The sequence below is a fragment of the Streptomyces sp. NPDC092296 genome, from assembly GCF_044755465.1.
Classification (GTDB): Bacteria; Actinomycetota; Actinomycetes; order Streptomycetales; family Streptomycetaceae; genus Peterkaempfera.
In genome coordinates, this window is sequence record NZ_JBIVRB010000001.1 from 230991 (window position 1) to 250184 (window position 19194).

Consider the following 19194-nt stretch of genomic DNA (forward strand, 5'->3'; position numbering starts at 1 on the left):
GACGGACAGGCCCCCAGACTTCCTCGAACTCCTCGGAGGTGAGTTGTTCGGGGTCGTGACCTTCCCATTCCGAGGATGCTGACCGTAGTCTCCATGCCCCCACTCCGCTCCGGTGCCGTCGACAGCACGCTGCCGCTTACGACACACCGGGCGGGATCACTCGCTCAGGACTTCACCCAAACGAGTGACGGCTGTCCCCTCTCATTAGATCTTGCAGAAGGTGGGCTGCTGACCTGGGGTGTGACAGGTGGGAGTGACATTTCCGTCGGGGCTGTCGGGGTGCCCGGGAGGTTGCGTCGGTTTTGCCGGACGCATGTCTCGTTGATCATGACGACGGTGATGCGTCCTGAGCTGCTCTGTGCCAGGACGGTGAGATGGCTTTGTCCAGAGTTCTCACCGAAGGTGGCAGTTCCTGGGCCAGGTCGGGAAGAAATCGGGCCCGGGCAGCCCTGGAGCTGGTCTGGTTACTGACTGTGCAGCCAGATCCGCAGCGGACCGACCGGCTCGAAGCCATGACGGACGGCTGCCGCCAGGGCATCGCCCTGCTCGTAACCGACCACCGGCAGGGTGGGGAACAGCCACGTCACCGCGTCCAGTACGACCGGCCAGGCCGCGTCGGGGCCGCCGTCCAGCGCGAAGACATTGGAGATTCCGACTGCTTGGTCGCTGCGGCTGGCCACCGCGCCGGTGACCACGCGGCCGTCGGCGGATTGCCCGACGAGTACGAAGGTGGCGGGGTCGTCGAGTAGTTCGGGCCGGAAGAGGTCCGCGTTGCCATCCCCGTCGTCCCAGGCGAGCGCCCAGGCGTGCAGCATGTCCGGGTCGCCCGCCACGTCCCAGGCGAGATCCGACACGGGGGCGGGCGCACTCGCCGGGCGGTGGATCCATTGCGCCTCGAACAGCATCTGGAAGCCGGCCTCCGTCAGGTCGAGGTCGGCGAAGCTGTCCTTGACGGAGGCGCCGGGTGCGACGGTGTCGATCCGGGACACCAGCGCGGCTCGGTCGGCGCCCGGCACCAGCGTCACCGCGTCGGGGTAATACAGCGGCGTGCGAGACGGAGCTGCCCAGGCATGTGTCCCGAACTCGCCCGCCAAGCCGTGTGATCGGCTCATCGCCGCGCACCACTCGGCGTTGTTGCGGGCGGCGGCCCGGACCAGGAACTGCTTCGGAGTCGTCATGAGTGCGGATCATGACGAATCCGGCCCGCCCCGTCGAACGATTTTCCGCTGCCCGCAAGATGGACGCTCTGCCCGAAAGCCCGTCAGCCAACAGCTTGGGAATTACGGGCTCGTCGACAAGGGCATCTGATCGGGAGCGATACCGAGACGCCGTGCCGCCTCGGCGGGCAGGCAGCTGTGGCCTCGCCAGTGTGGGGAGGCGAACAGGCGGGTGAGGACGACGGCTTCGGGATAGGTGACCAATTCGATCCGGGATGCGGACGGACGGTGAGGATCGCCGAACGGGTCCTCGCCCAGCAGGTTGAGTCGGCGGTGCCAACGCTGCAGAAGCGGTGGGCTGCCGACCTCGTTGGTGAACCACTTGGTCAGGCGGTCGCGGGCATCGACGTAGGCCAGCGCGGTGGAGGGGTGGGTGCCCCGACGGACGATCCGCTGATGTCGGCGGTTGGCCCGAACAACCTCGGGCAGTCGTGTGAGGCTGTGCTGCTCGTCTCCGAGGAGCCAGCGATGGTGCCGGTGGCAGACGCCTTCATGGTGCGGGGTGCTGCGGACGACGAGACCGCGGATGTGGCGGCGGGCCATGCAGAGGCGGCAGGCGGGGCGGCGTCGCGGCTCGATGACCTCCTCAGTGACGGACAGCGGCAGCCGCCGGATCGGGTCGCCCAATGTTCCGAGCGGGGGCATTGAGTGGATCAGGGAGACCGAGGTCCGACCGGTCAGAGCGGCGAGCCGCATCAGGCCCTCAGAGGTCCAGTATCCGACTCGGTTGTCGTCACGGCGGTGCTGTCGTGACGGGCCGATCAAGGACGAGAAGTGCCCGATGGTGAGGTGGTTGGCGTCTGCGAGCCGGTTCAGGTAGGAGCCGATCGTCTCGCCGTGAACGGGCGGTGGTGCAAGCGGCAGGACCCGCAGCCGGGTGGTCACGCGGTGCGTTTCTCGTGGCGGGACCGGCGCCGGCGTGTGCGCGGGAGGTTCTGTTGTTCGGCGCTCTCGTCCAGGTCGACCCGTTCCAGCGAGGCTTGGGTGATTCTCTCGCTGCCGTCGAGGATGGCGTCCAGGGCAGCTTCGCGGACGAGGTGAGACAGGCTGCCGATCATGCCGCTGGTGCGGTCGTGCAGGTAGGGACTCAGTTTCAGCAGAGTGCCTGGCTGGTGGGCATGGAGTCGCAGCGATTCCTCGAGCGTGGCGACGAGGGATTGCCAAGCTCCGCACTGGTCTGCGGTCTTGTGCCGGAAGGGGCTGGTGGGAATGAGGCTGTAGCGGCTGGCGATCTGGCCGCCGCGCCGTCCGGCGAACAGACCGGTGCCCTCAACGTCGACTCCCGCCAGGACGAAGGTTGCCGGGATGCGTTCCGAGAGGTACTTGATCTGGTCGGCCGCCTCGGCGCCGACCCGCGTACCGATGTCGAGATTGTGCAGTTCGTCGATGAGCACAAGACGGCAGCCCAGTGTGCAGAGCAGATCACAGACCTTGTTGGTGATCTCGACCTGGCTGTAGCGGGACGGCAACGGCAGCCCGATGAACCGGGCGAACTCGATAGCCAGCATCTTCGGGGTGGCGGCCGGCGGGACGGTGACATAAACGACCGGCAGGGCCTTCGACGGAACCTCTCCCCGGCGCCGCCCCAACTGCTCATAGTTCTTGCCCAGTTGCGTGATGGCGGTGGTCTTCCCGGTGCCCGCCTGGCCCGAGACGATCAGTCCCCGGCGGGCGGAGTACTGGTGCCGGTTGAGCAGGATGCGCTTGCGGCCGGTCGCGGCGACATGGCGGATCGTCGGGGTGGAGACGATCACCAACTGGGAGTGGTAGTCCTCCCGGACCTGGTCATACTCCGCCCGTTCAGGCTCCGGCAGCCGCTGCAGGGCCGCAGGCGGCAGGACGACCGGCGGCGCGATGGTCTCTGCGACAAACGCAGCCCAGCCTTCCCTCGTCGTCAGCGGGTAGTCGACTTCTTCCGGCTCCAGGAAGTGCGTCATCCGCGGCTCCCATCGGTGAAGGCATCGAACACCCCGAAGGGGATGACCTTGCCCACCAGCTCATCCTCGTCCGGCTCCGCCTCCTCGACCGCCTCCGACGAGACCTCTGCCGCCGGGCGGCCGGGGATCGCTGAGGCGGCCCGGGTGCGGGCGGCGATCCGCCGGTCCGGTCCTGCCCCGGCCCGGGTCAGCAGATCCTCGACCGCCGCCGCGATGGCGCCCTCGTCGGTGGTGTCCGCTCCCCGCGCGGCCAGGAGTGACCGTGCGTGGCGCCAGGTGAAGTCGGCGAACGGGGCCGAGACCGTGCCCAGCCTGCTCCACGGGACGGTGATCCATCCTCCGGCCCGGGTGTCGCGTACCCAGATGTGGGAGAGGTCGTAGGGGTCGTAGTGGACTTCCCAGAGGTTGCCTTTGACGTCGACGCCGGAGGGCTGACGCCGGTAGGGGCCCAGCTCCCGGCAGTCGTAGGTGCGGTAGTCGATGGTGATCCCGTAGTCGTTGATCTTCCGCCACTCCACCGGCAGCAGTTCGATGTAGTCGTCTCCGCTCAGGCAGACCGGTAGGTGCCCCGAGCGGGAGACCAGCAGCGCGTAGACGTCGTTCGGGGACAGTGCCCGGCCGGGTAGGAATGGGCTGCGCAGTCCGTCGTGGGGCCGGGTTTGCCAGCAGGCGATAACCCACTCCTGGAAGAGGTCGGCGAGTTCCGTGATGGTCCAGACGGCTTCGACGTCCTGGCCGCGGCGGGTGACGTTGGAGCCGACGTAGCCGGCGACGTGCTGGCAGAACAGGGTGTTGATCGAGGAGAAGGTGCGCTCGACCACGCCCTTGTCGGTCGGGGTGGCCGGCCGTGCGGGCTGGAGGGAGATGCCCAGTGTCCGGCAGGCCGCGATGAAGGTGTCGGAGATGAAGACCTTGCCGCGGTCGACGACGATCGTGTCCGGGACGATCACCGGCTTGGCCGCGGCGTGCTCCAGCCGGGCGTCGATGCTCATCAGGCGGGCGTGCGGGATCAGCGAGGCCGACATGTGTAGCGCATCCGCCCAGCCGGGCCGCATCGGCTCGGGCACCAGTGTCCGCGCCAGCAGCAAGGCGGCATCAACCGCCTTCGTGCCCGCCGGCCGCAGGATGGCCGCGCAGATCGTTCTCGACGCGATATCGACGGCGATGGTCAGCTCGACTCTGCCGGTGACCCCGTCGTCCAGGACCGCCAGCACGTCCAGTGGGGTGGTGTCGATCTGCACCACCTCGCCGGGCCGGGCAGCCATCGTCGGTGTGAACGGCGCCTCCGGCCGCCGGGCCTGCGACCGCCTGGTCGTGGCCGCCTCGAAGCTGTGCCGCCCCTCGGACAGAGCCTTCACCAGCCGGTAGAACGTCGCCCGTGAAGGAATGGGCACCGCCCCTTCGCCGTGGCGTTCGGCCACCAACTGCTCGGCCTGCCTCATAACCCGGGTCCGAGTGCCGGTCGACTTGTTCTCCTGCGAGGCGAGCACCTCGATGAGGGCCTCCACCAGCCGCTCGTCCACTCGTCCCGTACTCGGCATGGACAGCCGAGTGGCCCGCCGGTCGACCAGACCCCACACACCCTCGTCCCGCCATCGCAACCGCATGCGGTGCAAGGTCCGCTCCGAGACCGACGTTCCCGAGGCGGTCAGCTCGGCGGCCTTCGCGACGATCCGCTCGTTGATCGTGCGCCACCTCGGGTCGAACTCCGGCCGGGGACTGGTGCCCGCGGGTGCATCCGGCGGCACCCCGGTCTCGACTTCGATCAGGTGCCGTTCGAAGAACTGCGCCTTGCGCAAGGCGGGTTCTGGAACGGTGTCGAGTTGCCCGAACGGTGGCAGGCCCGGCGTACTGGCCTGCGAGTCGAGCAACTCGAAGTCCTCGGCGGCCATGAGGTGGGTGAACATCATCAGCGACGGTGCCCCGTGGCTGTCGACCAGCCGGACCGTGGTGCCCGCGAGCCCAGCCACCGTATGAACCTGCCCGTCGAAGCGGACCCGATCGCCGACACGAAGTGCTCCGCGCGGACTTGTCCGGCTCATCGCTCCTCGCTGCGGCTCACCAGCGTGCGGTCGCTGAGCGGATAGGACAGATCCGCAGCCAGGCGTCCGCACCACAGCAGGTGGAACAGCACCGGGAGCACCTGGAGGGGATCGCCGACGGAGGCGGCCTGGGCAACCAGCGGAGCGGGGACGGCAAAGGACGCGGTCACCGCCGCATTGAGCCCCTCCGACTGCCCGTAACGGGGGTGGCGGTAGCCAGCGAGCCAGCGCAGATTCGCCACCCGCACCGCATCGATCTCCCCGGCCAGCCGATAGGCCCAGCCCAGCTGGTCGCATGCGCGGCGCATCGCGGCGAACGCCACCGCAGACCGGGCATCGACACGGTCCACCGGACGACAGTCCACTACCAGGCCCGTCCCGTCCGCTGCCCGCGCGAAGAAGTCCGGCGCGTGCGACCGCCCGCGGCCCGACGCCTCGTCGCGCCAGAACAGCCAGAACGGCTGCGAGGCGAACCCCGCAACCTGCGGATCGAAGTCCATCAGGATCGCGTGATCACGCTCCAGCCACGACTCGAACCCGACATGCCGACCCGTCGTCGCCGACCAGTACAGGCCCGGAAAATGCCGCTGCCCTCGGTACGACGGAAAGTCCCGAACCGGCGCGACCTCCTCGAAGGCCACCTCCGCCGCGTACCCCAACGGCTTCCGCACCTCGTCGCCATACTCCAGCCAGGCCAGATCGAAATCCGAGACCTCCGGCGGAGCCCCACCTCGCACCACCTGTATCCCACCCATGACTCGACCATCACGGATGCCATGAGACAGGCCACACGAAACGCGACGCGGGTCACCCCTGTGGGTGACCGCACCCTCGACAACAGCCACCGGGTATGAGATTCGAGGCCACCCCACTCAGATCAGTGAGACTCCTCCAAGCCCAGCGAGACGGGACAACGGCATGACCTGCGAGTCTCAAGACGGTGTCGCATCCGACCCTGCCCCGACATCAACCATGAGATTCCGACATGAAATCTGAGACCCTAAAAAATGGGCCGTCAGCTGTTGGCCATGTCGACGAAGCGAGAGTAGTGGCCCTGGAAGGCGACGGTGATGGTGGCGGTGGGGCCGTTGCGGTGCTTGGCGACGATCAGGTCGGCCTCGCCGGCGCGGGGGGACTCCTTCTCGTAGGCGTCCTCGCGGTGCAGCAGGATGACCATGTCGGCGTCCTGCTCGATCGAGCCACTCTCACGGAGGTCGGAGACCATCGGCTTCTTGTCGGTGCGCTGCTCGGGGCCTCGGTTGAGCTGGGAGAGGGCGATGACCGGGACTTCCAGCTCCTTGGCCAGCAGCTTGAGGTTACGGGACATGTCGGAGACCTCCTGCTGGCGGCTCTCGGCCCGGCGTGACCCGCCGGCCTGCATCAGCTGGAGGTAGTCGATGACGACCAGCCGCAGGTCGTTGCGCTGCTTGAGGCGGCGGCACTTGGCCCGGATCTCCATCATCGACAGGTTGGGCGAGTCGTCGATGTAGAGCGGGGCCGCGGTGACGTCGGGCATCCGGCGGGCGACGCGGGTCCAGTCGTCGTCGGTCATGTTGCCCGAGCGCATGTGGTGCAGCGCCACCCGGGCCTCGGCGGAGAGCAGCCGCATGGCGATCTCGTTGCGCCCCATCTCCAGCGAGAAGATGACGCTGGGCATGCCGTTCTTGATCGAGCAGGCGCGGGCGAAGTCCAGGGCGAGCGTGGAGTTGTGCACCACGATGTCGTCCGCGACGAAGTTGTGGGTGCCGTCGACCGTGAGGTCGTACACCTCCGCCTCGCCGTCCGGGACGATCGTCTCGACCCGGTCCCACTGGACGTCCGACTCCGCGAGGTCCCGCAGCGGCCGGGAGTCCAGCGCCTTGGCGATCTCCAGCAGGCGGGCCCGGCTGATCGGCTGCCCCTCGTACGGGTCGGGGTGGCCGCCCTCGGCCGCGATCAGCTCCCAGACCTCCGCCGGGATCAGGTCGAGGTCGGGCCGGACGGCCGCCGGGCCGCCGACCCGGTCCAGCAGTTCCGCGAGCCGGGTCTCCTGGCCGAGAGCGCCGACCCGGGCGGCGAAGGTGCGGATCTGGTCGGGGTCGCGGACCAGCAGGCGGAAACCGGCCCGGCCCGGGGCGGGGTCGGGCAGCAGTTCGGCCACGATGCCGAGCCGCAGCAGCAGCTGCGCCACCTCGCGGGCCGGCCGCTCGCTGAGCGGGCCGTACTCCAGCTGCGGCCGTTCGCCAGGCGCCGAGACCCGGCCGCCGGCGGCGAACAGGCGGGACAGGAAGAGGGCGAGCTGCCGCTCGGACAGCCGGAAGAAGACCTCGGGTACGCACGCGTCCCGGCCGCCGCCGTCGAGAACGGGCAGCGCGGCGGCGGCCTCGGCCCACCGGCCGTAGTCCTCCCGGAGCGTCGCCGCACCCGGCGGGCAGCCGCCGCCGAGCAGATAGCCGGTGAGGGCCACCTCGGCGTCGGGGAGCCGGGCGGACGACCGGGCCGGGAGGTCGCGCGCCACCGCGATGCGGTCACCGGCCCGCAGCTCCGCCAGCGGGACCCAGCCGCGCAGGGTGCGGAACGGGTGGTTGGGCGTCGCGGCGATGGAGCGGCCGAGCCGGGTGGTGAGCCGCAGGACGGCGCGGCGGCCGTTGTGGATGAAGTCGGACGGGGTGACGCTGCGCAGCTTCCAGTCGGCGTCCAGGGTGTGCACGCGCAGCGGCTCACCGGCCTGCCCCCGGCGGACGAAGTCCGCGACGGCGATCCGCTCGCCGGTGGCGGCGTCCACCAGGAGGGTGGAGGCGGTGACGCACTTGCCCATCGCGGGGCGGGCCGCGATCACGACCATCTGGCCGGGGTGCAGGCCGTTGGTGAGCTGGTCCAGGTCGGTGAAGCCGGTCGGCACGCCGGACATCTGGCCGCTGCGGGAGCCGATCGCCTCGATCTCGTCGAGGGCGCCCTCCATGATGTCCGCGAGCGGGGCGTAGTCCTCGCTGGTGCGCTGCTCGGTGACGGCGTAGATCTCGGCCTGCGCCGCGTTGACGATCTCGTCAACGTCGCCCTCGGCCGCATAGCCCATACCGGCGATCCGGGTACCGGCCTCGACCAGGCGGCGCAGCACGGCCCGCTCATGGACGATCTCGGCGTAGTACTCGGCGTTGGCGGCGGTGGGGACGGAGTTGACCAGGGTGTGCAGATAGCCGGGGCCGCCCACCCGGGTGATCTCGCCGCGCTTGGTGAGCTCGCCGGCCACCGTGATGGGGTCGGCGGGCTCGCCACGGGCGTAGAGGTCCAGGATCGCGCCGTGGATCATCTCGTGGGCGGGCCGGTAGTAGTCGGCGGGCTTGAGCACCTCCACCACGTCCGCGATGGCGTCCTTGGAGAGCAGCATGCCGCCGAGGACGGACTGCTCCGCCGCGAGGTCCTGCGGGGGGACGCGCTCGAAGGCGTCGCCGCCGTGGCCGCCGCCGTCCCGGCCCCGGTCGGTCTTCCAGTCGCCCCGGCCGCCGGAGCCCGAGCCGTCGCGGCGGTTGCGGGGCACGGGCAGCCGGTCGCCGGGGCCGCCGGGCAGCGGGCTTCCGGGCAGCGAGTCCCCGGGGAAGGAGTCCCCGGGAAAGGAGCCACTGGGGAAGGAGTCGCCGGGAGCGGGCCAGTCGTCCTCCGGGGGCGGAGGGGTGCTGTTGTCGTCGTACTGGGGGCCGGTCACGCGTGTTCCCCGATCAGCGAGTGGGGCGGGAGGGGTGCGCGGTGGGCGGGGGCCGGAATCCTACGGTGCACTCCGCCGCCTCCGGTTCCCGCCGGGGTCGCGCGCCCTGGCTCTTTCCTACGGCACCCCACCGACATCGAAGCCGCCCGGAGCGGGTGCGGCAGGCCGGGCGAACGCCCACGCTACGGGTGCCGGGCCCTCTCGGCCAAGACGGTTATCCACAGGGGGTGTGGATGACGGGCCGCCAGCTGTGGAGAAGCGGGCCCAACCTGTGCACAGGTTGGGGGAAACTCCTGTGGATAACCACACCATCTGCCCAGCGTCAACTGGCTGACCTGGGATTACTCCATCCACCGGCTGTGCAGGAGAATTTCTCTACGGGCAACCGGTAGATCGCCACAAAGGGTGCGGGAGCGGCTACCGCACGGGGTTGCGAGTAATGGTTGACAGTCGCCTTAGTCTCTTACCTGTGGATGACTATCGCAGCACCCCCCGCCGCCATGACCGGGAGATCCTGGCGCTGGCCGTACCGGCCTTCGGCGCCCTGGTCGCGGAGCCGCTCTTCCTGATGGCCGACTCCGCGATCGTGGGCCATCTGGGTACCGCGCAGCTGGCCGGCCTGGGCGTCGCCGCCACCCTGCTGGCGACCCTCACCGGCGTGTTCGTCTTCCTCGCGTACGCCACGACCGCCGCCGTCGCCCGCCGGATCGGAGCCGGCGACCGGCGGGCCGCCGTACAGCAGGGCATCGACGGCATCTGGCTGGCCCTGCTGCTGTCCGCCGTCCTGGTCGCCCTCACCGTCCCGCTGGCCCCCTGGCTGGTCGGGCTGTTCGGCGCCTCGGACTCGGCGGCTCCGTACGCGGTCGACTATCTGCGGATCAGCGCGCTGGGCATCCCCGGGATGCTCACCGTACTGGCCGCCACCGGTGTGCTGCGCGGGCTCCAGGACACCCGCACCCCGCTGGTCGTCGCGGTCGGCGGCTTCACGGCCAATCTGCTGCTCAACCTCGCCCTGGTGTACGGCGCCGGGCTGGGCGTGGCCGGATCGGCGTGGGGCACCGTGCTGGCCCAGACCGGCATGGCGGCCGGCTATCTGGCGGTGGTGCTGCGGGGCGCCCGCCGCCACCACGCCTCGCTGCGGCCGGACCCGGCCGGCATCCGCGCCTGCGCCAGGGCGGGCGGCCCGCTGCTGGTCCGGACGCTCAGCCTGCGCGCCATCCTGCTGATCGCCACCGGCGTGGCGGCCCGGCTGGGGGACACCGAGATCGCGGCGCACCAGGTGGCGATGGTGCTGTGGAGCTTCCTCGCCTTCGCACTGGACGCGATAGCCATCGCCGGGCAGGCCATCATCGGCCGCTACCTGGGCGCGGGCGACCTCGGCGGCACCCGGGCCGCCACCCGGCGGATGGTCCAGTGGGGCGTCGGCGCCGGGGTGGTGCTGGGGCTGCTGGTGGTGCTGGCCCGGCCGCTGTACGTACCGCTGTTCAGCCCGGACGCGGCGGTGCAGGCCCGGCTGGCCTCGGTGCTGCTGATCGTCGCCCTGACCCAGCCGGTGTCCGGGGTGGTCTTCGTGCTGGACGGCGTGCTGATGGGCGCGGGCGACGGGCCGTACCTGGCCTGGGCGATGCTGGCCACCCTCGCGGTGTTCGCCCCGCTGGCCCTGCTGGTCCCGGCGGCGGGCGGCGGGCTGGTGGCGCTCTGGTGGGCCATGGCGGTCTTCATGGCGGTACGGCTGATCCTGCTCGGCTGGCGGACCCGCAGCGGGGCCTGGCTGGTGGCCGGCGCCGTACGGTAGGACGGGCCGCCGCCGGGGCACCCCGCCGTACGGGCCTGCGGACAGCCCGAGGGCCGGGACTCCCTGGGGAGTCCCGGCCCTCGGGACCGCGTACCGTGCCGCCACCCGGCGGGCGGGCGGCGGCAGGCGGACAGCGGGTGTCAGGCGGAGACGACCGCGACGTCGAGGTTGGCCTCGACATCGGTGTGCAGCTTGACGGTGACGCGGTGCGAGCCCACGGTCTTGATCGGCGAGGCGATCGTGACGGTGCGCTTGTCCACCGACGGGCCGCCGGCGACCTTGACGGCCTCGACGACGTCGGCCTGGGTCACCGAGCCGAACAGGCGGCCGGAGTCGCCGGAGCGGACGGCCAGCTTGACCTGGAGGCCCTCCAGCTTGCCCTTGACCTCGTTGGCGTGCTCCAGCGACTGAATGGCACGGACCTTGCGGGCGCGACGGATGGCGTCGACGTCCTTCTGGCCGCCCTTGGTCCAGCGGATGGCAAAGCCGCGCGGGACCAGGTAGTTGCGGGCGTAGCCGTCCTTGACCTCGACGACCTCGCCGGCGACGCCGAGACCGGGAACCTCGTTGGTGAGGATGATCTTCATGGCTTCGTCATCCTCTCTCAGCGAGCGGTCGAGGTGTAGGGCAGCAGCGCCATCTCACGGCTGTTCTTGACAGCGGTGGCGACGTCGCGCTGGTGCTGGGTGCAGTTGCCGGTGACCCGGCGGGCACGGATCTTGCCGCGGTCGGAGATGAACTTCCGCAGCAGGTTCGTGTCCTTGTAGTCCACGTAGTTGATCTTGTCCTTGCAGAACACGCAAACCTTCTTCTTGGGCTTGCGCGCAGGCGGCTTCGCCATCATGTACTCCATCGGTGTTCACGATCCGAGCGGCCGCAGCCGCCCGGGTCGCACGAAATCTCGTCCGCTTGGCGCAGGCTCCCCCAACGGGAAGCCCCTTAGAACGGAGGCTCTTCCGAGTAGCCGCCACCGGCCGGGGCACCCCAGCCGCCGCCACCCTGCTGGCCGCCCTGGCCGCCGCCCGCCGGGGCGCTGGACGCCCAGGGGTCGTCGGCCGGTGCGCCGGAGGGCTGGCCGCCGCCGGAGTTGCCACCCCAGCCGCCGCCGCCCTGCTGGCCGCCACCGCCGCCGAAGCCGCCGCTCTGGCCGCCGGACCGGTTGGCCCGGGTGACCTTCGCGGTGGCCGAGCGCAGGCTCGGGCCGACCTCGTCGACCTCGACCTCGAAGACGGTCCGCTTCTCGCCCTCGCGGGTCTCGTACGACCGCTGCCGCAGCCGGCCCTGCACGATCACGCGCATGCCGCGCTGCAGCGACTCGGCCACGTTCTCCGCGGGCTGCCGCCAGACGTTGCACGTGAGGAAGAGGCTCTCGCCGTCCTTCCACTCGTTGGTCTGCCGGTCGAAGGTGCGGGGGGTGGACGCAATGCGGAACTTCGCGACCGCCGCACCGGACGGGGTGAAGCGCAGCTCGGGATCGTCGACGAGATTGCCGACGAGGGTGATGACGGTCTCGCCTGCCATGGTGGGGATGACCTCTCGAGAGGAGACGTTCCGTTCCCAGGGCTCCCGATCTGCGGTTGCCGTCGGCATCAGCGGTCAGGGAGTCCTGCGGTGCTCATCGCGTGTTTCACGTGAAACAACGCGATGCGCGCCATCCGTTGCCCGTACGGGCGCCGGAAAGGCTCAGTGGGTGTCCGGGCGCAGCACCTTGGTCCGGAGGATCGACTCGCTCAGGTTGAGCTGGCGGTCGAGCTCCTTGACGACCGCAGGCTCAGCCTTGAGGTCGATGACCGAGTAGATGCCCTCGGACTGCTTGTTGATCTCGTACGACAGGCGACGACGGCCCCAGGTGTCGACCTTCTCCACATTGCCGCCGCCGGTGCGGACGACATTGAGGAAGTTCTCGATCAGGGGGGAGACAGCGCGCTCCTCGACCGAGGGGTCGAGGATGACCATCACCTCGTAGTGACGCATGTGTAACCCACCTCCTTTGGACTCAGCGGCCACGGTCTCTCCGTGGCAGGAGGGTTGTTGCGTCGGCGCCGATGCAAGGACGTCTCCACCGTAGTGCGGGGCACTGACAGTCGGGCCGTCCCGGAAATGCACCGGTGCAGACGTAACAGACTACCCGCACCCGAACGGGGTCTTGTAATCCGCGCGGGGGTCCCCCCAATCTGGACACACCGGATGCGCCGCGCCGTACGATGCGCGACGCTGTCCGTACAGTGCGCGCGATCCTCCTCAAGGAGGTTGGTCCCATGGCACAGGCGGTACGCCGGATGCCGGCGTTCACCCTCAACACCGACGGCAAATCCCATCCGGTGGAGAACTCGCTCGCCGCGTTGACCGTGGTCCTCGGACTGCTGGCCTTCGTGTCCTCGTTCTTCCACAACCTGCACCTGCTCAGCTCCTGGAGCGGCCTCGCCGGCATCGTGACCGGCCTGTGGGGCCAGTACGTGTCGGCCACCACCGCGGAGCGGTTCGTCCTGGTGATCTTCCTCGGGGCGAGCGCGATCGGCTTCGGCATCGGCCTGGCCCACGGCGGCCTCTTCGGCGGCGTCTGGTAGCGCGGCCACCGCGACCGGCGTCCGCGCGCACCCCCCGGCCGGGGCGGCTGCGCGCGGACGGCCGGGCACTAGGCTCTCGCCGGACAGCCGCTGCCCCGGGAGGAGCGACCGAGCATGAGCCTGCGCCTGACCACGATCAGCCGCGCCGAGCACCTCGCCTTCGTCAGGGGTCTGCCCTCCGCCAGCCACATGCAGGTGCCCTCGTGGGGCGACGTCAAGGCGGAATGGCGCTCCGAGAGCATCGGCTGGCGCGACGAGCAGGGCAGGACGGTCGGCGCCGGGCTGGTCCTCTACCGGCAGCTGCCCACCTTCAAGCGGTACCTCGCCTACCTCCCGGAGGGGCCGCTGATCGACTGGTTCGACCCCGACCTGGACCGCTGGCTGCGGCCGCTGCTCGCCCACCTCAAGTCGCAGGGCGCCTTCTCGGTGAAGATGGGCCCACCGGTCGTCATCCGCCGCTGGGACGCCACCGCCGTCAAGGACGCCATCGCGGCCGGCCACGCCAGGCGGCTGCGGGACGTCGAGGCGACCTGGTACGAGCCACGCGCCTTCGAGCTGGCCGACCGGCTGCGCCGCGCCGGCTGGCTCCAGGGGGCCGGCGGGGGTGCGGGCTTCGGCGATGTGCAGCCCCGCTACGTCTTCCAGGTGCCGCTGGCCAACCGCTCGCTCGACGATGTGCAGCGCGGCTTCAACCAGCTGTGGCGCCGCAACATCAAGAAGGCCGAGAAGGCCGGGGTCGAGGTGGTCCAGGGCGGCTACGACGACCTGCCGGCCTTCCACGAGCTGTATGTGATCACGGCGGAGCGCGACGGCTTCCGGCCCCGCCCGCTGCCGTACTTCCAGGGGATGTGGCGGTCGCTGACCGCCGAGGACCCCAACCGGATGCGGCTCTACCTGGCCTACCACCAGGGCGAACCACTGGCCGCCACCACCATGCTCACCGTGGGCGAGCACGTCTGGTACTCCTACGGCGCCTCCGCCGACCACCGGCGCGAGGTCCGGCCGTCCAACGCCGTGCAGTGGCGGATGATGCAGGACGCCTACGCCCTCGGTGCGACCGTCTACGACCTGCGGGGCATCAGCGACACCCTGGACCCGGGCGACCCGCTGTTCGGCCTGATCCGGTTCAAGCTGGGCACCGGCGGCCAGGCCGCCGAGTACCTGGGGGAGTGGGACTTCCCGCTCAACCGGCTGCTGCACAAGGCGCTCGACATCTACATGTCCCGCCGCTGAGAGCCCCGGCCCCCGCCCGAGCCGAGGCCGGGGCGGGGGCGGGGCGCCGGCTAGAGCCGGTCGGTCGCGGGCAGCGGCGGCCAGTCCTCGCCGTCCGCCGCGCCCACCGCCCCGACTGGTGCGTACGGCGCGTAGCTGGCCTCCTCCTGCTCCCAGCGGGCCTGCCCCAGGACGAAACGATCCGGCGCGCCGTCCAGCACACCGCCGGAGGGGTCGTCGCTGCCGTCCCAGCGCACCGGGTCGCGCTCCGGCAGCAGGATGTCGCGCAGCACCATCCCGCAGAGGTAGAGGGTGCCGAAGACATGCACCAGGATCACCACGTGGTACCCGAACACGGGCAGGCCGTGCTGCTTGGTGTCGGCGATGAACGCCAGGTACATCCAGATGCCGAGGAAGTACGCGACCTCGCACGCCTGCCAGATCAGGAAGTCCCGCCAGCGGGGCCGGGCCAGCGCCGCGAGCGGGATCAGCCAGAGCACGTACTGCGGTGAGTAGACCTTGTTGGTGAGCACGAACGCCGCCACGACCAGGAAGGCCAGCTGGGCGAAGCGGGGGCGGCGCGGCGCGGAGAGGGCGATCCAGCCGATGCCCGCGCAGCAGGAGATCAGCAGGATCGCGATGCACAGGTTGAGCACGCCGGTGCCGAGCGACACCTGATTGCGCTGGTGCTGGATGATCAGCCAGAAGGAGCCGTAGTCCTCCGTACGGCTCTGGCTGAAGCTGTAGAAGGTCTTCCAGCCGTCCCAGTTCCAGAACATCACCGGGACGTTGACCACCGCCCAGGCGGCGACCGCGCCGCCCAGCGCCCGGCCGAAGTCCCGCATCCGGCCGGCCCGCAGGCAGAGCACCAGCAGCGGGCCGAGCAGCAGCACCGGATAGAGCTTGGCCGCCGTCGCCAGGCCGATGAGCACACCGGCGGCGACCGGCCGCTTGCCCGCCCAGTAGGCCATGCCCACGGCGGTCAGGGCGACGGCCAGCAGGTCCCAGTTGACGGTGGCGTTCAGCGCCAGCGCCGGGGCCAGCGCGAAGAGCAGCGCGTCCCAGGGGCGGCGGCGGTGGGTGCGCATCACGGCGATGACGGCCACCACGGCGCAGACCAGCAGCATCCCGGCGTTGACCATCCAGAACCACTGGGCGCGGTCCGGGGCGATGACGCCCGAGCGGGGCGTCAGCCAGGTCGCCACCTGCATGAACAGCCCGGTGAGTACCGGGTACTCCAGGTACTGCATATGGGGGTCGCGGCTGCCGTCCGGGCCCGGCGGGATCATGTCCTTGTAGGGCAGCAGGCCCTGGGCGAAGCCGCGCCCGGAGAACAGGTGCGGGATGTCGCTGTAGCAGGCGTGGGTGTACTGGGCGTCGCTGGAGCCGAAGAACCAGCCGCCGCTGTAGCAGGGGCTCTTCTGCACCATGCCCAGGACGAAGACGACGATCACCGCCAGCGCCAGGAACCGCGCCGGGGTCCACCACGAGACGCCCAGCAGCGCCCGGCGCCCCGGCGCGCCGCCCAGCAGCTCGCTGCCGGCGGCGGCCGTCGGGTCCTCGTCGGCGGGGACGACCACGGTGTCGGCCTGGAGATCGGCGCCGCCGCCCGGGTCGGCCACGGCCGAGGCTGCCCGCCCGGCCGGCCGCTCGGGGTGCTCCGGCCCGGCGGATTCGTCATGCGCGCTCGACGTCATGGCCGCCATACTGCCGCACGATTCTTAGCCTGCCAGTAGGCGCCCGGCACTCCAGTACGAAGCATCGCGCGGCCCGCACTGCTTTGTCCGGAAATGCCACGGCCACGGCGGACGGGCCGCCGTGGCCGTGGTGTCGGTGCCCGGTGGGCTACCGGTCAGTTGTCCGACGAGTTGAAGCCGTTGCCGTCCCCTCCGCCGGGCAGGCCGCCGTGGCCGCCCCCGGGTCTGCCGATCTCGGTGGGGCTGGCGGGCTGGGTCTGCGGGGGCGCGGACGTACCCGCCGTACCGCCGCCCGGACCGCCGCCCGGACCGCCGCCACCCGGGCCGCCGACCGTGCCGGTGTCGCCGCCCCCGTCGCCCGGACCGCCGCCGCCGTCGGTGCCGCCGAGCAGGCCGCCGGCCAGTCCGCCGTCGGTGTCGGTGCCGCCGGTGGGGTAGTCCGAGGTGCCCGGGACCGGGTCCTCCTCCGTGCTGGCGGAGGTGGTGGGCGGGGTGCTGGGCGGCGGCGCGGACTCCTCCATGGAGGCGCTGGACGACGGCGTCGGGGAGCTGCTGACCGGGGCGCCGGGCAGGTCGATCCGGGTGCCGAAGTTCGGCGGCGGGGCGGTGAAGCCCTCGACCGGCAGGCCGTCGAGCGCCGCCAGCATGTACTTGGTCCAGATCGTGGTGGGGAAGTCGGCGCCGTGCACCTTGCCCTGGCCGCCCAGGTCCAACATCGACTCGAACGTGTACGTCTTCGGGTCCTGCCCGAAGAGGCCGATGGCGGTGGACAGCTGCGGGGTGTAGCCGACGAACCAGGCCGTCTTGTTCTCGTCGGTGGTGCCGGTCTTGCCCGCGACCGGCCGGGTGAGGCCGAGGTTGCGGACGTTGCGGCCGGTGCCCTTCTCGACGACGTTGGTCAGCACGTCGGTGATGGTGTTGGCGACGTCGGCGCTGAACGCCTGCTTGGACTCCGACTTGTGCTGGTAGACCTTGACGCCCTCCTTCTCGACCTTGGTGACCGAGTAGGGGTCCACCTGGGTGCCGGCCGCGGCGAAGGTGGCGTAGGCGCCGGCCATCCGGATGGCGCTGGGGCTGGAGGTGCCCAGGGCGATGGTCGGGGTGACCCCGGCCATGCTCTTGTCGTCCTTCAGACCGGCCTTGATCGCGGCGTCCTTGACGTTCTGCAGGCCGGTGTCCATCGCGAGCTGAACGTAGACGGTGTTGATCGACTCCGTCATGGCCTGCTTGAGGTCGATCCAGCCGGGGCTGTCGTGGTCGTCGTTCTCCTGCTTGAGGATGCCGTGCTCGTCCTGCCAGGGCGTCTTGTGGTCCGGCTGGTAGATGGTGGCCATGTCATTGCCGTTGTAGCGGCTCTTGACCGAGATGGGCTTCCGGGTGCCGTCCGGGGCCTCGACACCGTCGGTGAGCGCGGCCGCGAGCACGAAGGGCTTGAAGGTCGAGCCGACCTGGGCGCCGGTGAAGTCGGCGTTGTTGGTCTGCTGCTTCTCGAAGCCGGGGCCGCCGTAGAGGGCGACCATGGCGCCGTCCCCGGGGACCACCGAGGCGCCGCCGACGTGCAGGTCCCGGTCGACCTTGCGCTTCTTGGGGTCGAGCACCGGGTCCATGGTGTCCCGGACGGCCTTCTCCAGCTCCTTGACCTTCTTCTTGTCGAAGGTCGTGCGGATGGTGTAGCCGCCCTTGTTCAGGGCCTCCTCCGAGACGATGTCGTTGTTGATGACGTACATCTCGGCGGTCTTCACCAGGTAGCCGGTCTGGCCGCTGAGGCTGGGCGCCGGGCGCTCCTTGATCGGCTCCGGGAAGGTCTTGCACTTGTCCCGGTCGGCCTGGCTGAGGTGGTTGAACCGGACCATCAGGTCGAGGATGTCGCCCCAGCGCTGCACGGCCCGGTCGTGGTTCTCCTTGTTCAGCGACGGGTCGTAGTAGCCCGCGCCCTTGAGCAGGGCGGCCAGCATCGCGCTGTGGCAGGGGTCCAGGTCCTTGGCGTCCATGTTGTAGTACGACTTGGCCGCCGCCTGGACGCCGTAGGAACCACGGCCGAACCAGCTGGTGTTGAGGTAGCCCTCGAGGATGTCGTCCTTGGTCATCTTCTTGTTCACCCGCAGGGTGACGAAGAGTTCCTTGAGCTTCCGGGAGACCGTCTGGTCCTGGCTGAGGAAGGCGTTCTTGACGTACTGCTGGGTGATCGTGGAGCCACCCTGGGTGTCGCCGCCCTTGGCCATGTTGTAGAGAGCTCGGGCGATGCCCTTGGGGTCGATGCCGTGGTCGGTCTTGAAGCTGGCGTTCTCCGCCGAGATCGCGGCCCACTGCATGGACTCGCTGATGTCCGCCAGGTGCACGATCTGACGGTTGGTCTCACCGGTGGTCGCCATCAGCGATCCGTCGGACCACTGGTAGATGTTGTTCTGCTGCCGCACGGCCTCGTTGAGGTCGGGCAGCGTGGTGCGCGAGTACGCCACGCCGACGGCGGTGGCCAGGCCGCCGATGCCGACCAGGAAGACGCTGAGCACCTGCTTCCACGAGGGCAGCCAGCGCCGCACGCCGTGCTTGCCCCAGCGCGGGTAGTCGATGAACCGCTTCTTGGGCGGCACGGCTCCGGCCCGGCCGGTCGGGCCGGAGCCGCCGCCACGGCCGCCGCCGCGCTTGGCGGCCTTGCGCAGTTCGGCGCGGGTCATCCGGGGCTGCTGCGCGGTGGGCTGCTGGCCGCCGGGGCGCGCGGTGGTACGGCGGGGCGCGCCGGGACCGCCCTGCGCTCCGGGTCGACCCGGGCCCGGGGGGCCGCCGGCGGGGGGCTGCTGCCCGCCGCCCGGCTGCGCGCCGCGGCGTCCCGGGGCGTTGTCTCCGCCCTGTGGCGGTTTGCGCCGGTGTTCGCTCATGCTCCAGCTACTCCTCGGCCAGGCGCTCGGGCCTGAAGGCGGTAGTCCACGTCCACTCCCCGCAGGCGGCCGAAGCACCTGCGGGATTCCCCCGAATCACCTGCCGGCCGACGCCCGTGGGGCCCGGCGCGGCGGAATGCACCGGGGACATTGACGTCCCAGGCGTCAC

The 19194-nt window shown here is 70.5% G+C and carries 15 protein-coding genes; 3 read left to right on the forward strand and 12 right to left on the reverse strand.

Translation table 11 applies throughout. The features are described 5' to 3' along the window. Positions 1–464 precede the first annotated feature (464 nt). The 6 genes from ACIQGZ_RS01070 to dnaB all read right to left on the reverse strand — a co-directional run bounded on the left by ACIQGZ_RS01070 (position 465) and on the right by dnaB (position 8758). Positions 465–1178 carry a hypothetical protein gene (locus ACIQGZ_RS01070; protein ID WP_402598503.1) on the reverse strand — a complete coding sequence of 238 codons (714 nt, stop codon included), beginning with the start codon at positions 1176–1178 and terminating at the stop codon, positions 465–467. A gap of 102 nt (positions 1179–1280) precedes the next feature. Beyond that, complete coding sequence (locus ACIQGZ_RS01075) at positions 1281–2102, reverse strand: TniQ family protein (RefSeq protein WP_402598505.1); 822 nt, start codon at positions 2100–2102, stop codon at positions 1281–1283. Next, entirely contained in the window at positions 2099–3154 is a 1056-nt protein-coding gene (locus ACIQGZ_RS01080) for a TniB family NTP-binding protein (RefSeq protein ID WP_402598507.1), read from the reverse strand. Before ACIQGZ_RS01080 ends, ACIQGZ_RS01075 begins: the two co-directional genes overlap by 4 nt. Next, positions 3151–5196 carry a Mu transposase C-terminal domain-containing protein gene (locus ACIQGZ_RS01085; RefSeq protein WP_402598508.1) on the reverse strand — a complete coding sequence of 682 codons (2046 nt, stop codon included), beginning with the start codon at positions 5194–5196 and terminating at the stop codon, positions 3151–3153. The genes ACIQGZ_RS01080 and ACIQGZ_RS01085 overlap by 4 nt, the downstream gene beginning before the upstream one ends. Continuing rightward, complete coding sequence (locus ACIQGZ_RS01090; RefSeq protein WP_402598509.1) at positions 5193–5951, reverse strand: TnsA-like heteromeric transposase endonuclease subunit; 759 nt, start codon at positions 5949–5951, stop codon at positions 5193–5195. Before ACIQGZ_RS01090 ends, ACIQGZ_RS01085 begins: the two co-directional genes overlap by 4 nt. A gap of 260 nt (positions 5952–6211) precedes the next feature. Next, on the reverse strand, positions 6212–8758 hold the full coding sequence (gene dnaB / locus ACIQGZ_RS01095; RefSeq protein WP_402599939.1) for a replicative DNA helicase: 2547 nt from the start codon (positions 8756–8758) through the stop codon (positions 6212–6214). 589 nt (positions 8759–9347) lie between these two features. Between dnaB and ACIQGZ_RS01100 the strand changes: the two genes are divergently transcribed. Beyond that, complete coding sequence (locus tag ACIQGZ_RS01100) at positions 9348–10673, forward strand: MATE family efflux transporter (protein ID WP_402598510.1); 1326 nt, start codon at positions 9348–9350, stop codon at positions 10671–10673. A 140-nt stretch (positions 10674–10813) separates the two neighbouring features. Here ACIQGZ_RS01100 and rplI read toward each other — a convergent pair whose 3' ends face one another. The 4 genes from rplI to rpsF form a co-directional block, all read right to left on the reverse strand. After that, positions 10814–11260 carry a 50S ribosomal protein L9 gene (gene rplI, locus ACIQGZ_RS01105; RefSeq protein WP_402598512.1) on the reverse strand — a complete coding sequence of 149 codons (447 nt, stop codon included), beginning with the start codon at positions 11258–11260 and terminating at the stop codon, positions 10814–10816. A 17-nt stretch (positions 11261–11277) separates the two neighbouring features. After that, entirely contained in the window at positions 11278–11514 is a 237-nt protein-coding gene (gene rpsR / locus ACIQGZ_RS01110) for a 30S ribosomal protein S18 (RefSeq protein WP_055590023.1), read from the reverse strand. Between the two features lie 98 nt (positions 11515–11612). Then, positions 11613–12194 carry a single-stranded DNA-binding protein gene (locus tag ACIQGZ_RS01115; protein WP_402598514.1) on the reverse strand — a complete coding sequence of 194 codons (582 nt, stop codon included), beginning with the start codon at positions 12192–12194 and terminating at the stop codon, positions 11613–11615. 162 nt (positions 12195–12356) lie between these two features. Further along, complete coding sequence (gene rpsF / locus ACIQGZ_RS01120) at positions 12357–12647, reverse strand: 30S ribosomal protein S6 (protein WP_377270384.1); 291 nt, start codon at positions 12645–12647, stop codon at positions 12357–12359. Between the two features lie 284 nt (positions 12648–12931). On the opposite strand from rpsF, the gene ACIQGZ_RS01125 reads away from it, so the two are divergent. Beyond that, positions 12932–13240 carry a hypothetical protein gene (locus ACIQGZ_RS01125; RefSeq protein WP_402598515.1) on the forward strand — a complete coding sequence of 103 codons (309 nt, stop codon included), beginning with the start codon at positions 12932–12934 and terminating at the stop codon, positions 13238–13240. 114 nt (positions 13241–13354) lie between these two features. Then, positions 13355–14473: a lipid II:glycine glycyltransferase FemX gene (locus ACIQGZ_RS01130; protein ID WP_402598517.1), complete on the forward strand. Its 1119-nt coding sequence runs from the start codon at positions 13355–13357 to the stop codon at positions 14471–14473. 50 nt (positions 14474–14523) lie between these two features. On the opposite strand, the gene ACIQGZ_RS01135 is transcribed toward ACIQGZ_RS01130, so the two are convergent. Together ACIQGZ_RS01135 and ACIQGZ_RS01140 are read right to left on the reverse strand one after the other, a co-directional pair. Continuing rightward, on the reverse strand, positions 14524–16149 hold the full coding sequence (locus ACIQGZ_RS01135) for a glycosyltransferase family 87 protein (protein ID WP_402598518.1): 1626 nt from the start codon (positions 16147–16149) through the stop codon (positions 14524–14526). 155 nt (positions 16150–16304) lie between these two features. Then, positions 16305–18824, reverse strand: a complete 2520-nt coding sequence (locus tag ACIQGZ_RS01140) for a transglycosylase domain-containing protein (RefSeq protein WP_402598519.1) — start codon at positions 18822–18824, stop codon at positions 16305–16307. Between the last annotated feature and the right edge of the window lie 370 nt (positions 18825–19194).